The 13907-nt window shown below is 35.9% G+C and carries 11 protein-coding genes; 9 read left to right on the forward strand and 2 right to left on the reverse strand.

Annotated features, from left to right (window positions below; translation table 11 throughout):
* Window positions 1-28 precede the first annotated feature (28 nt).
* The 4 genes from BHU33_RS06060 (at window position 29) to BHU33_RS06075 (ending at window position 6687) form a co-directional block, all read left to right on the forward strand.
* A complete protein-coding gene (locus BHU33_RS06060) occupies window positions 29-2341 on the forward strand; it encodes an MMPL family transporter (protein ID WP_054646575.1) in 2313 nt (770 codons plus the stop codon).
* 99 nt (window positions 2342-2440) lie between these two features.
* Window positions 2441-3079 carry an HD domain-containing protein gene (locus tag BHU33_RS06065; RefSeq protein WP_054646576.1) on the forward strand — a complete coding sequence of 213 codons (639 nt, stop codon included), beginning with the start codon at window positions 2441-2443 and terminating at the stop codon, window positions 3077-3079.
* A gap of 114 nt (window positions 3080-3193) precedes the next feature.
* Window positions 3194-5257 carry a KUP/HAK/KT family potassium transporter gene (locus BHU33_RS06070; RefSeq protein ID WP_054646577.1) on the forward strand — a complete coding sequence of 688 codons (2064 nt, stop codon included), beginning with the start codon at window positions 3194-3196 and terminating at the stop codon, window positions 5255-5257.
* A 146-nt stretch (window positions 5258-5403) separates the two neighbouring features.
* Window positions 5404-6687: a replication-associated recombination protein A gene (locus BHU33_RS06075; protein ID WP_056997552.1), complete on the forward strand. Its 1284-nt coding sequence runs from the start codon at window positions 5404-5406 to the stop codon at window positions 6685-6687.
* A 146-nt stretch (window positions 6688-6833) separates the two neighbouring features.
* Here BHU33_RS06075 and BHU33_RS06080 read toward each other — a convergent pair whose 3' ends face one another.
* Window positions 6834-7094: a hypothetical protein gene (locus BHU33_RS06080; protein ID WP_054646578.1), complete on the reverse strand. Its 261-nt coding sequence runs from the start codon at window positions 7092-7094 to the stop codon at window positions 6834-6836.
* Window positions 7095-7301: 207 nt separating this feature from the next.
* On the opposite strand from BHU33_RS06080, the gene BHU33_RS06085 reads away from it, so the two are divergent.
* Window positions 7302-7502, forward strand: a complete 201-nt coding sequence (locus BHU33_RS06085; RefSeq protein ID WP_054646579.1) for a hypothetical protein — start codon at window positions 7302-7304, stop codon at window positions 7500-7502.
* 72 nt (window positions 7503-7574) lie between these two features.
* On the opposite strand, the gene BHU33_RS06090 is transcribed toward BHU33_RS06085, so the two are convergent.
* Window positions 7575-8072 (reverse strand): aminoacyl-tRNA deacylase, encoded by a 498-nt coding sequence (locus BHU33_RS06090; protein WP_054646580.1) that lies wholly within the window; start codon window positions 8070-8072, stop codon window positions 7575-7577.
* A 119-nt stretch (window positions 8073-8191) separates the two neighbouring features.
* On the opposite strand from BHU33_RS06090, the gene BHU33_RS06095 reads away from it, so the two are divergent.
* The 4 genes from BHU33_RS06095 to BHU33_RS06110 all read left to right on the forward strand — a co-directional run bounded on the left by BHU33_RS06095 (window position 8192) and on the right by BHU33_RS06110 (window position 13844).
* Window positions 8192-9760: an Nramp family divalent metal transporter gene (locus BHU33_RS06095; RefSeq protein ID WP_054646616.1), complete on the forward strand. Its 1569-nt coding sequence runs from the start codon at window positions 8192-8194 to the stop codon at window positions 9758-9760.
* Between the two features lie 98 nt (window positions 9761-9858).
* Window positions 9859-10584 (forward strand): GntR family transcriptional regulator, encoded by a 726-nt coding sequence (locus tag BHU33_RS06100; RefSeq protein WP_054646581.1) that lies wholly within the window; start codon window positions 9859-9861, stop codon window positions 10582-10584.
* A gap of 188 nt (window positions 10585-10772) precedes the next feature.
* On the forward strand, window positions 10773-13175 hold the full coding sequence (locus BHU33_RS06105) for a phosphoketolase family protein (protein WP_054646582.1): 2403 nt from the start codon (window positions 10773-10775) through the stop codon (window positions 13173-13175).
* A gap of 99 nt (window positions 13176-13274) precedes the next feature.
* On the forward strand, window positions 13275-13844 hold the full coding sequence (locus BHU33_RS06110) for an LOG family protein (RefSeq protein WP_054646583.1): 570 nt from the start codon (window positions 13275-13277) through the stop codon (window positions 13842-13844).
* The last annotated feature ends 63 nt before the right edge of the window (window positions 13845-13907 follow it).

Consider the following 13907-nt stretch of genomic DNA (forward strand, 5'->3'; position numbering starts at 1 on the left):
AACATGAATAAATGATGGGGGTTGAAAAATGAAGAGTTGGTTGAATAAACTTGGAAAGTGGATTTTCCAAAATAAATGGAAAACACTGTTGGGTTGGTTAGTAATTTTAGTCGTGTTTGTGGGAACATTGGCTCATCTAGGAAGTAATTTTGAGCAAAATTTAAAAATTAGCGGAATTCCTTCGACGGATGTTCAAAAGACTATCAAACATGAATTTCATCGTAATTTGTCTTCAGGAACAATGAATGTTGTTTTACAAGGCAAGAAGGGTGATATTACTAAGGCAAAAACAAAACAGGATATTTCCAAACAAATTAATGAGTTAAAAGGTACTGATGATATTAAAACTATCAGCAATCCTTATCAGACACAAGCCATTAGTAAAGATAAATCAACAACCTACGTTCAGATTACTTTTAAAAAGGACGCTAGGTTAGTGCCTGACAAATCGATTAATAATGTTAAGAGTCACTTTAATCAATTAAAGCACCAAAATTTAAAAGTTGCCTTTAATGGGACGGTTAACATCGTTAAAACCGATATTGGCGGTTTGTCAGAAATTGTTGGAATTGCAATTGCCTTTATTCTGTTAATGATTTTATTTAGATCATTTGTGACAGCGGGAATGCCGATCATTAGTGCTTTAGTAGGATTAGGAACTGGTTTGATTTTGATTACAGTTGGGACTAACTTTTTCACGGTGACCGATGTTGCAAAGACTCTGTCTGTGATGCTTAGTTTAGCAGTTGGAATCGACTATGCTCTCTTTATTGTGCATCGTTATCGAACTGAGTTAAACAAACATGATGAGCCTAGTGCTGCAATGGGAGCGGCGTTATCCAGTGCCGGATCATCAGTCTTATTTGCTGGAGTAACCGTTATCATTGCAGTGTCCGGTTTGAGTATTATCGGCATCGACTTCTTAACACAAATGGGATTAGCAGCTGCAGTTAGTGTGATTTTCTCAGTTCTTTCAGCATTAACATTTTTACCAGCCCTAATTTCATTAGGACATAAGTTTATTAAGCCGGAAAAGGATTCTACTGAGTCCAAAGTTAAGCACGCTGGCTGGTTTACGAATATGATTGCCCATCGCCCATTAGTTTCTGCTATTTTAGCAGTGGTAATTTTACTAGGGATGGCAATTCCATCCATGCATATGCGTCTCGGAATGCCTTATGATGGGGCATTACCTACTAATAATACGAAACGCCAAGCATACGACATGATGACCGATAAATTTGGGGCTGGGATCAACTCGCAATTAATTGGAATCATTGAATTTGATAAAGGCACTAGTAATGTCGAAAAAGAAAAATCAATTAAAAAAACGATTCATAAAATTAATAACATGAAAGATGTTTCGATGATTGTGCCGATGGAAAACAAAGCGGCACTCAATAAATTTCAATCAAAAGAGTATCAAGCTCAAGTTAAAGCTGATGGAGAAACCTACGTTAAACAACGGGTGATGACTGCGATGCAGCAAAATCCACAAATGAATTCCTCTCAACAGCAGGCTTTAATGAAACAAGCAACGAGTGAATATCAAAATCAAGTAAAAGCTAAAATGAAAAAGGCAGTCATGAGTCCTGTGCAAATGAGCAGTAATCATAAGTATGCGATGTTTGTGGTAATTCCAAAGACTGGTCCAGCATCAGCTCGGACTGAGAATTTAGCTAAAGAGATTAACAGTTATTCAAAGGATAATCAAAATGACTTGCATTCTAAGATTGTCTTATCTGGTAGTAATGCCGTTAACATTGACATAACGGAAAAACTTAATAAAGCAATTCCAGTATTTGCAACCTTAGTTATGCTATTAGCCTTTGTTCTTTTAATGATTGTGTTTCGATCTTTCGTAATTCCACTAGTTACCATGGTTGGATTCGGGTTATCGCTACTTGCTTCCTTTGGAATGGTAACACTGGTTATTCAAGATGGATTCTTAAAATCACTCTTTGGAATTAGTGTGGGAGCACCAGTCTTGGCATTTCTCCCCGTAATTGCCATTGGAGTTCTGTTTGGATTAGCGATGGATTATGAAGTGTTCATGGTTTCTAGGATTAGGGAAGAATATTTAGCCACTCATGATAATGAATATTCGGTCAAAGTCGGGATTAAAACTAGTGGTCCAGTGATTATTACTGCCGCTTTAATCATGATTGCGGTCTTTGGTAGTTTTATTCTTTCGCCTGATCCAACGATTAAATCAATTGGGATTATGCTATCATTTGGGGTCTTCTTTGACGCTTTCTTAGTTCGAATGATTTTTGTTCCATCAATGATTAGATTGTTCGGAAAATATAATTGGAAATTTCCGAAGTTTAAACAAAAATAATTTAAGTTTTTAGAGTTTTAAAAGACTGCCGTATTTATATACGACGGTCTTTTTTTAGGCTAAAATTGTAATATGTATTAATAAAAGGGGTGACTTAAAATGAATGAAAAATTAACACAAGTTCGGCAATACTCACAAGAAATGATGGCCAACGACCATTCTGGCCATGGGTTTGACCACATTGAACGAGTGATTAATCTTGTTTTAAAGATTTTGACTAACGAACCTGCTAATGGTGAAATTGCTTTGACGGCTGCCTATTTGCATGATGTTTTTGATGATAAGTTGTGTGCTGATCCAGCTAAAAAACGCGCAGAAGTATTGGAAAAATCAGCAGAATTCGGTTATTCACAAGCTGAGATTGAGCAGGTGCTGGATATTATTGATCATATGTCATTTGCAGATAATTTAGAGGAACAATATCCCTTAACTAAAGAAGGTAAAATCGTTCAAGATGCTGATCGATTGGATTCAATTGGGGCGATTGGGATTGCTCGTGCCTTTGCTTATGGAGGAGTTCATGGAGCTCCAATGTATGATCCCAAAATCAGACCTCGTCGCCACATGACAAAAGCAGAGTATCGGGAAAAAGAAACAACTATTAATCATTTTTATGAAAAATTATTTAAAGTTGCTGACGAAATGAACACGCGTACTGCGCAACATATTGCCTATTCACGTAAAGTTTATATGCAAAGGTTTGTTGAGGAATTTAAATCAGAATGGAATGAGTTGTAAAAACTTCTTGCAACTCGGCGTGGTAAGTTCCACAATGTATCATTGGAACGTTATTTTCTAAGTTAATATGAAATTAATGTAAAAACGGAAATTGTTTTTACATTTGGAGGAATCATGAAAAATAATACTAATAAAATCACGTTGGCAGGAATGATTATCGCCATTGGAATTGTATATGGTGATATTGGAACTTCACCACTATACGTTATGAATGCGGTATTAAACGATGATAAATCTCCGGTTAATATTAATCCAGCTTATATTACTGGTTCAATATCGCTGATTTTTTGGACTTTAATGATTATTACTACTTTCAAATATGTTATTTTGGCGATGAATGCTGGTAATCATGGTGAAGGCGGAATTTTTTCGCTGTATGCCTTGGTAAAAAAGAATGCTAAATGGCTGATTATTCCGGCGCTAATTGGGGGAGCTTCCATCTTAGCTGATGGAACACTGACGCCAGCTGTTACGGTTTCATCTGCAGTAGAGGGATTGAAAACTCAGCATTTAGGGATTGATCAGCATGAGGTTTTGATTATTACGACCATTATTTTGCTGGTAATCTTTTTTGTTCAGCGTTTTGGAACAGCCGCGATTGGGAAATTGCTAGGACCGATTATGGTTATTTGGTTTTTGTTCCTCGGAGTAACTGGAGTCATGAATATTATGTCATATCCGCAGATTATTGCTGCTCTATCACCAGTAAAGGCAATTGAAACGCTTTTTAGTCCGTCTAATAAAGCCGGAATTTTTATTTTAGGGAGTGTATTCTTAGCTACGACTGGTGCAGAAGCGCTGTATTCTGACATGGGACACGTTGGGAAAGCTAATATTCGGATGACTTGGCCGTTTGTTTATTTGGCCTTAACTTTGAACTATTTGGGACAAGGAGCTTGGATTGTTAATAATGCTCATAGTAGTAATTTTGTTAGTCATTTTAAAAATATTAATCCGTTTTATGGCATGCTGCCTAGCACTTGGATGATTTTTGGAATGGTGATTGCAACATTAGCTGCGATTATTGCATCACAAGCTTTAATTACCGGATCATACACATTAGTATCTGAAGCAATGGGGCTTAAATTATTACCTCGAATGGTGATTAAGCATCCTGGTAATACAAGAAGTCAGATTTATATTGCTACGGTTAACTGGATTTTGTGTGCGATTACCATTAGTGTCGTTTGGTACTTCGGTAGTTCGGAAAAAATGGAAGCCGCTTATGGGCTAGCCATTACGATTACCATGTTGATGACTACGGTGCTATTGTTTTCGTATCTACAAAAGAAATTTGGGCTCAAATGGGCTTTGCCAATTGGCTTATTCTTCGGCTTGATTGAAATGGTCTTTTTCGTTGCTAGTTGTGTCAAGTTTGTCCATGGTGGATACATTACCTTGATTATCATGTTAGCTATTTTGTACGTAATGTGGATTTGGTACTTTGGAAACAAAGCACGGGAACGTTACGATCAAGAAAGCGAATTTGTGGATGTTACCGAATATCGTAATCAGCTAAAAGATTTGAGTAATGATGTTAGTATTCCGATGTATGCGACTAACTTGGTCTACATGACGAAGATGCATGATGGATATAAGATTAAACGAAACGTTATGTATTCGATTTTGGATGAAGATCCAAAACGGGCTCAGGTTTATTGGTTTGTTTCGGTGAATGAAACGGATGTTCCATACGAAAGCAACTATACGATTGATATGATGGGCACTGATAACATGGTGAATGTACAATTGTATCTTGGATTTAAAAAGAATCAAAATATCAGTTCATATCTGCATCAAATTGTCGATAATTTAGTTAGTCAAGGATTGATTCAGAATCAGGTGCCGAAATTTACAACTGAAAAGAATCGGAAGATTGGGAACTTTAAGTTTGTCATTATTAAAGAAATGCCAAATGATTTGGTATATAACGATGAAATTAAACCAATTGATCGTCACATGATTCGTGAACGTATTTTCTTGCAAAATATTACCGCTTCGCCAATTAAATGGTTTGGTTTGGAATTTAGTGATGTGGTACAAGAGATTTCCCCATTGTTCATTTATAAACAGATTGATAATTACTTGGTACAACGGAAGATTGTTAATCGTCCTAGTCAGGATGTTTATAAAATTAAACCGCTCAACCCGGATGATAAAGATAGTCCTGAAGACTAACAATAACAAAAGGAGTCGCTAGATTGAATTTTCAATCTGACGACTCCTTTTTTCGCCATTCTAGCTATTAAGCTGCTAAAATATTATACTAATCTAATTAGATTAAAAATAATTCGTTTATCCTTTGCAGTTAAGTAGGAGTAGTAATGTCACAAGAATCAATCTCTTTATTTAATAAAAATAAAATCCATCAACCACTTGCTGATGCCATGCGGCCCAAAACTATTGACCAGATTGTTGGACAGCAGCAATTGTTAGAGCCCGGGAAACCCTTACGCCAAATAATCGACAAGAAAATCCCAATTTCGCTGATTCTTTGGGGTCCACCTGGCACTGGTAAATCGACGTTGGCGTATGTCATGGCTAATATGCTGGAGTTACCATTAGAAAGTTATAACGCCAGTATTAATAATAAGGCAGACTTACAAAAAATAGTTAATCGGCATGAAAAAGAATCGTTTATCCTGCAACTTGATGAAATTCATCGTCTGACGAAACCAGTTCAGGACTTTTTGTTGCCATTTTTAGAATCTGGTCAAATTATGTTAGTAGGAACGACGACTGAAAATCCGATCATTACTATTAATCCAGCCGTTAGATCACGCTGTGAAATCTTTGAAATGAAGCCGGTCCAAACTAAAGATATCATGATTGTTTTAAAAAGAACGGCCAAAGATATTTTTAAGTTTGAACTAGATGATGAATCTGCCAAAATGATTGGGAATTCGGCTAATGGTGATGTGAGAGTCTCGTTAAATATTTTGGAAACACTTTTTGCAATGTACGGAAAAAACTTAACGCATGAGCAGATTATTGAATTTGCTAAAAATCAACATTTTGCTTTTGATAAAGATACAACTTATCATTACGATTATTTGAGTGCCTTTAATTATGCAATTATTGGATCAGATACCGATGCGGCTTTATATTACTTGAGTGTGATTTTAAATTCTGGCGATCTTGAATCAGCCATCAGAAGAATTCGCGATGCAGCTTATATGTGTATTGGCTTAGCTTCGCCCAGCGCAGTTGATACAGCAGTCCTTGCTTGTCAGACAGCGCAAGAAATCGGACTTCCTCGGGCATCAACTAATTTAGCTTATGCAACCATTACGTTGTGTTTAGCACCGAAATCAGATTCAGCTTGGAAATCATATGAGCGGGCTGCGGTTGATGGCGAAAAGCCTAACCAAATGTATCCAATGCCAAGTTATTTGCGAGATTCCCATTATAAACATTCGGTAGAATTAACTGGCGGTGGTGATATGATTAATCCATTTAATGAACCGCATCAAGTTGCGCACCAAAAGTATTTACCAGAAAAATTGAAAAATAGGGAATATTACAAACCACGAGATAATAAGCGTGAACAAGAATATTATAAGCGGTATCAGGCGTTGAAGAAGTATTTGTATGGTGATGAAGATTAATATAGTAAATTTTATATAATTATTCTTACTTGAAGAAATAATATTTTTTATTATTATAATTTTTAAATTCATAAAAAATAAGACAACCAAGTATCTGTTTAATACAGCTAATTGGTTACCTTATTAATATTTTTTAACTTATCTAATTAAGCATCTTCCTTAGCGCTTTTGAAGAAACAAACGTATTCAAAAGCAATCAAAAGAAGCAATGATAATGCTGCACTGGGAATTCCAGCAACAGAGTAAAGGCCTAATACAGCAGTTAAACCAATGGCGGATACGGTGGTAATTAGTGACCATTTTTGAATGGTTGAAAGTTGGTTGATTTGACCGGAAAAGCTAGTTCCTAAAGCACTGGCTCCGATAAAAGCGATCATTCCAACTAAAGCATGTAAAAAGATAATCATAAGTATTTCTCCTATTCGTATTTGCTATCATACATAACTATTTTACAATAATATCATAGGAACTAATGGGATAGAAATAGTAATTGGTTAATATGAATTTATTTATCTCGGAATAAGCAACAAATTAAAAATGATGACACTTCCAATAATGTTTCAGATCAATCTAGCAATCAAAATGAGACGAATGATGATATTAAAAGAAACTGGGTGAATGATCCAAGCGCTCAAACTTATACTAAAGAACAAGCCCCAAAAATAGTCTCTGAAAATAATGGTAGTAGAGAATACAATATCACCCCAGATAATAGTAATCCAGAATATATGGGAAATATGAATGGAACGCAAACTTTTTGGAACATGGTAACGTATCATTTATATGAAACTAGATTAATGGTTCTACATATATAATTCAAAAGGGTCTGACTATCAAATTAATAGTCAGACCTTTTGTTTGGTTTCTGTTTTCTTCCTTATAAACATTTATTCCACAATATCATCGAATTTTCCGTGAACTAATTTAGCAATCTCTTCTGCATTAACCAATACAGAACGACCAATCTGTCCAGATGATACTAGGATATCGCCTTGTTCTTTGGCACTATTGTCAAAGTAAATTGGATAACCTTTTTTTTCATAAATTCCAATTGGGGTATTAGCACCATGTTCATAAGTCGTAGTTTTGACTAAGTCTTTAAGTGGAACCATCCCGACTTTTTTATTGCCAGAAACTTTAGCCAGCTTTTTATAGCTGAGGCGACCGTCAAGTGGGACAACACCAATTAGTGGTCCACTGTTTTTGGCAGTTAAAGCTAATGTTTTGAAAATTTTATGTTGTGGGTAGTCGGATTCATTGGCGTTAATTTGTTCGACATCACCATCTGTATAGGTAGGGAAAATAATTTGTTGGTATGGGATTTTATGTTGATCTAAGATTTGTTCAACTAATGTTTTATGGATTTTATTCTTTTTATGTGACATTTTATTCACCTCAACATCATAGTTTATCATATTAAGCTTTCTGAAAAAATTTTTAATGACTTTTAGGGGGGTATAGGTTACAATTATGATGAATAAAAGAAAGGGAGATGTTTGTGCGTATGGCAGAAAAGAAGAAAGCTCATTTAATTGAGTATGCTAACGGTAAATCATTAGACGAAATTAATGGTACCGTGACAGTTCCAAAGAACATCGGGTTTTGGAAGACATTATTTATGTATTCAGGACCTGGAGCATTAGTTGCAGTGGGATATATGGATCCAGGAAATTGGGCAACTTCAATTACCGGGGGACAAAATTTCCAATACATGCTAATGTCTATTATCTTGATTTCAAGTTTGATTGCGATGTTATTGCAATACATGGCAGCTAAACTTGGGATCGTGACGCAAATGGATTTGGCACAAGCAATTCGAGCCCGAACTAGTAAAAAGTTGGGGATTGTGCTTTGGATTTCAACCGAATTGGCTATCATGGCTACTGATATCGCCGAAGTTATCGGTGGAGCAATTGCCTTATATCTGTTATTTGGGATTCCAATTGTAATCGCGGTTTTAATTACCGTTCTGGATGTTTTGGTACTGTTATTATTAACTTCGATTGGATTTAGAAAAATTGAAGCCTTAGTTTGTACTTTGATCTTAGTAATTTTCGTTGTTTTTGCATACGAAGTTGCTTTGTCCAAGCCAGATTGGTTAGGCGTTTTTAAGGGACTTGTTCCTAGTATTGAAACGGTTAAAGAAACTCCTGTAGTTCACGGAATGTCGCCATTAACTGGTAGTCTTGGTATTATTGGTGCTACAGTTATGCCTCATAACTTATACTTACATTCTGCTATTTCTCAAACTCGTAAAGTGAATCATGATGATGAGGATGATGTAGCACGTGGAGTTAAGTTCTCAGCACTTGATTCTAACATTCAACTAACGATGGCATTCTTTGTTAATGCCTTATTGTTAATCATGGGTGTGGCAGTTTTCAAATCTGGTGTTGTTAAAGATACTTCATTCTTTGGTTTATATGATGCCTTAAAAGACCCTGCTATCATGACTAATGGTTTGTTAGCTGGTGTTGCTAAAACCGGGATCCTTTCAACCTTGTTCGCAGTTGCTTTATTAGCATCCGGGCAAAACTCAACTATCACTGGTACTTTGACTGGGCAGGTAGTTATGGAAGGTTTCATTCACATGAGAATGCCACTTTGGGCTCGTCGTTTAGTAACTCGTTTACTATCGATTGTTCCAGTTTTGATTTGTGTATTAATGACATCTGGCGAATCAGAGTTAGCACAACATGTGGCAATCAATGATTTAATGGAAAATTCTCAAGTTTTCTTAGCGATTGCTTTACCATTTTCGATGTTGCCATTGTTAATGTTTACTAATAGTAAAGTTGAAATGCACGGAAAACGATTTGCTAACTCGCTTTGGGTTAAAGTCGCCGGATGGGTTTCAGTATTTTTGTTAGTATTCCTTGATATTTACAATATGCCTTCTGCAGTTCAAGGATTCTTTGGCGATAACCCTACTGCGCAACAGATTAATACTGCTAATATCATTGCCTGGACTACAAATGTTTTGATATTTGCTTTATTAGCATGGGTTCTTTATGATATTCATAAATCAGATCGTGAATTTGCTAAAAAAGTAGCAGATGAAGAAAATAAATAATTAAATAATTATGATTAGGATTTCCGATTGGTTGGGAATCCTTCTTTGTACTCTGTTATACTTTGCTTATAAAGACAGTTTGAGTTAGGGGTTATTCTGTGGCAGATTTAGTTTATAAAAAAATAATGCAAAATTTAAAAGATAAGATTAAAGCAAATGATTTTGAAGCTAATCGACTTCCAGATGAACGCACATTGAGTGATGAATATCATGTTAGTCGTAGTTCTATAAAAAAAGCGCTTAGTATTTTAGCGCAGCAGGGAGTTATTTTTAAAAAGCGAGGTTCTGGAACATTTGTGAATCCTTTATATTTAAAAAATAAATCAATTTTTCGGTATGAGGGATCAAATCTAGGGATTACGAATAACTTAAAGACAGAAGGGTACCATCCTAGTATTAAAGTGTTGGATTTTAAAGTTATTTCAGCCCCAGCAGAGATTAAAGAAGATCTATTTTTAAATGACGGTGAGTTTGTTTATGAAATTAATCGGTTGCGGTTATTGGATGAAAAGGCCATCATTATTGAAACCAGTTATATTCCAATTAAAATTGCACCATCTTTAACTAAAAAAATTGTACAAGGATCTTTATTTGATTATTTTGCTAAAGAGTTACATAGTACTGGAACTAAAGCATTTATGTCATTAGAAGCACAACCATCAACCGCTGATGATCAAGACTTATTAGATTTGAAAACCACTGAACCGGTGGGAATTATGGAAGGAATTTTTTTCTTGGACAACGGCACTCCGCTTGAAATTTCCGATATGCGTGTTCATTATAAATACTTTAGTTACAATACCTTTGTTAATTTGCCTGATTAAATCCGTGAAAGCGTTGACAACATGAGTGACACAACGGTTAAAATTGGTACGTATCAATTCTAAATTGTTTGACTTTTCGATAAAAATTGTTAAGATAGATGGTGTAGTTGAGTCTTGAATTTTAGGCTTATTCATATTATATTATTTAGCCGTTTGGTTAATGATTATTAAAAAAGGAGTGTTATTGCATGTCAGTAGATTATAATTCTAAAGAATATTTTGACAAAATGACGCAATACTGGAACACTGCCAACTATTTATCAGTTGGTCAATTGTTCTTACGTTCTAATCCTTTATTAAAGGAACCTTTAACTTCTAAAGATGTTAAGGTTAAACCAATTGGACATTGGGGAACTATTGCTTCACAAAACTTTATTTACACCCACTTAAACCGTGTAATTAACAAGTATGACTTAAACATGTTTTACGTTGAAGGTTCAGGTCATGGTGGCCAAGTTATGGTTTCTAATTCATACATGGATGGAAGCTACTCAGACATCTACCCTGAAGTTAGTGCTGATGAAAAAGGAATGGCTAAATTATTTAAACAATTTTCATTCCCAGGCGGAGTTGCATCACATGCTGCTCCTGAAACTCCAGGTTCAATTCACGAAGGTGGAGAATTAGGTTACTCACTTCTTCATGGTGTTGGTGCTATTATGGACAACCCTGACGTGATTGCTGCTGTTGAAATCGGTGATGGTGAATCAGAAACTGGTCCTTTGGCTGGTTCATGGTTCTCAAGTACTTTCATTAACCCTGTTACTGATGGTGCTGCACTTCCAATTATTAACTTAAATGGATTTAAGATTGCTAACCCTACTATCTTTAACCGTACTTCAGACGAAGATTTGAAGAAGTACTTTGAAGGATTAGGTTGGAAACCATACTTCGTTGAAACTAACGAACCTCATGGTACTGACGTTGCTGAAACTAACGTAAACATGGCAAAAGCTATGGATTCAGCAATTGAAGACATCAAAGAAATCCAAAAGAACGCACGTGAAAATCAAACTGCAGAAACTGCAACTAGACCACAATGGCCTATGATTATCTTCCGTTCACCTAAGGGTTGGACTGGTCCAGAATATAATGCTGAAGGACTTCCAATCGAAGGTTCATTCAGAGCTCATCAAGTTCCACTACCTCTTAGTGCAGATGATATGGGTACTGCTAACGAATTTATTAAATGGATGGAAAGCTACAAGCCAGAAGATTCATTTAACGAAGACGGTACTCTTAAAGATTACTTAAAAGAATTAGCACCTAAAGGCGACCAACGTATGTCAGTTAACCCTATTACTAATGGTGGTATTGATGCTAAACCATTGGACTTACCTGACTACCGTGATTACGCACTAGATGTTCAAACTCCAGGTTCAACTAAAGCTCAAGATATGGTTATTTGGTCATCATGGGTTCGTGACACAATGAAAATGAATCCTACCAATTTCCGTGCCTTCGGTCCAGATGAAACTTGGTCTAACAGATTATGGCATGTCTTTGAAACCACTGGTCGTCAATGGGAACGTGAAATCGATCCTCCATATGATGCTTACATGGCTCATTATGGTCGTCTTATTGATTCACAATTATCAGAACATTCTGACGAAGGTTGGCTTGAAGGTTATGTATTGACTGGACGTCATGGATTCTTCGCAACTTACGAAGCATTCGGTCGTGTAGTGGATTCAATGCTTACACAACACTTCAAGTGGTTGAGAAAAGCTTCTGAACTTGAATGGAGAAAACCAGTTCCTGCATTAAACTTTATTGATTCATCAACTGTATTCCAACAAGATCATAATGGTTACACTCACCAAGATCCAGGTATGATTACTCATCTTTCTGAAAAGAAACCTGAATTCATTCGTGAATACTTCCCTGGTGATGCTAACACGTTATTAGCAACTGCTAACGTAGCCTTTGGTAAAGAAAGTTACGAAAAGATTAACTTGATTACTACTTCAAAACAACCACGTCCACAATGGTTTACTATTGATGAAGCTACTGACCTTGTTAAAAATGGTCTTGGCCGTATGGATTGGGCTTCAACTGATCAAGATGGCGAACCAGATGTAGTTATGGCTTCTGCTGGTGTTGAACCAACTGAAGAAACTATGGCTGCTATCGACATCTTGCACGAACACTTCCCAGAATTGAAGATTCGTTACATCAACGTTGTTGACTTGCTTAAATTACGTAATCCTAAATTGGATCCTCGTGGTTTGAGTGATGAAGAATTTAACAGTTACTTTACTGCTGACAAACCTGTTATCTTTGCTTTCCATGGTTTTGAAGATATCATCAGAACTATCTTCTTCGATCGTGAAAACAAGAACGTTAGTGTTCACGGTTACAGAGAAAATGGTGACATTACTACACCATTTGACATGCGTGTACTTAACCAATTAGACAGATTTGACTTGGCTAAACAAGCTGTTGAACAAATTCCTGGTATGGCTGAAAAGAATCCTGAATTCATTCAAGAAATGAACGACTGGATTGACAAGCATAATCACTACATTCGTGAAGAAGGTACTGATTTACCAGAAGTTACTAATTGGGTATTCAAACCAGTTAACAAATAATTTAATCTTTTGATTGAATTAAAAAGAGAACTCATTTGAGTTCTCTTTTTTTGTCTAAATATTTAAGTAGTATAATCAATAACTAAAGGAGTGATGGATATGAAAGCAGTCGCAGTTTATTGCGGAGCATCCGCAGGAAATGATGTTATTTATCAACAAGCTACCAAACAATTAGCCAAATGGCTCGTTGACCATCAGCTAGAATTAGTTTATGGTGGCGGCGGAGTTGGCTTGATGGGTCTTTTAGCTAGTACTGTGTTGGAATTAGGCGGCAAAGTTCATGGGATTATGCCGCGTGAGTTAGTTGAGCGAGGTGCTAGTAAAGCAAATCTAACTTCTTTAGAAGTTGTTGAAAATATGTCAATTAGAAAACGAAAGATGATTGAAGCATCTGATGGTTGTATTGTACTTCCAGGTGGTCCTGGAACATTAGAAGAAATCTCTGAAGCTTATTCTTGGACACGCATTGGCGATAACAATAATCCCTGTGTGTTATTTAATGTAGCAGGATATTATGATTCTTTAGAAAAATTTTTTGATGAAATGACTAAGAAAGAATTCTTAACGGATACTGACCGAGAGAAATTATTATTTTCGGATTCTCTGGATGAAATTTATAATTTTATGGAAAATTATCAGCCACCCAAGATTAGAGCTTATCAAAAATGAAATAATAACGAACAAATAAAATATATTCACTGAATCATTCGACTTAAAAACTAAAAAATGTAT

This window comes from Fructilactobacillus lindneri DSM 20690 = JCM 11027, assembly GCF_002907375.1.
Classification (GTDB): Bacteria; Bacillota; Bacilli; order Lactobacillales; family Lactobacillaceae; genus Fructilactobacillus; species Fructilactobacillus lindneri.

Excerpts from the sequence above, each read along its gene's own strand:
- BHU33_RS06060 (WP_054646575.1), top strand. The coding sequence starts at position 29 with ATGAAGAGTTGGTTGAATAAACTTGGAAAGTGGATTTTCCAAAATAAA.
- BHU33_RS06065 (WP_054646576.1), top strand. The coding sequence starts at position 2,441 with ATGAATGAAAAATTAACACAAGTTCGGCAATACTCACAAGAAATGATG.
- BHU33_RS06070 (WP_054646577.1), top strand. The coding sequence starts at position 3,194 with ATGAAAAATAATACTAATAAAATCACGTTGGCAGGAATGATTATCGCC.
- BHU33_RS06075 (WP_056997552.1), top strand. The coding sequence starts at position 5,404 with ATGTCACAAGAATCAATCTCTTTATTTAATAAAAATAAAATCCATCAA.
- BHU33_RS06080 (WP_054646578.1), bottom strand. The coding sequence starts at position 7,094 with ATGATTATCTTTTTACATGCTTTAGTTGGAATGATCGCTTTTATCGGA.
- BHU33_RS06090 (WP_054646580.1), bottom strand. The coding sequence starts at position 8,072 with ATGTCACATAAAAAGAATAAAATCCATAAAACATTAGTTGAACAAATC.
- BHU33_RS06095 (WP_054646616.1), top strand. The coding sequence starts at position 8,192 with ATGGCAGAAAAGAAGAAAGCTCATTTAATTGAGTATGCTAACGGTAAA.
- BHU33_RS06105 (WP_054646582.1), top strand. The coding sequence starts at position 10,773 with ATGTCAGTAGATTATAATTCTAAAGAATATTTTGACAAAATGACGCAA.
- BHU33_RS06110 (WP_054646583.1), top strand. The coding sequence starts at position 13,275 with ATGAAAGCAGTCGCAGTTTATTGCGGAGCATCCGCAGGAAATGATGTT.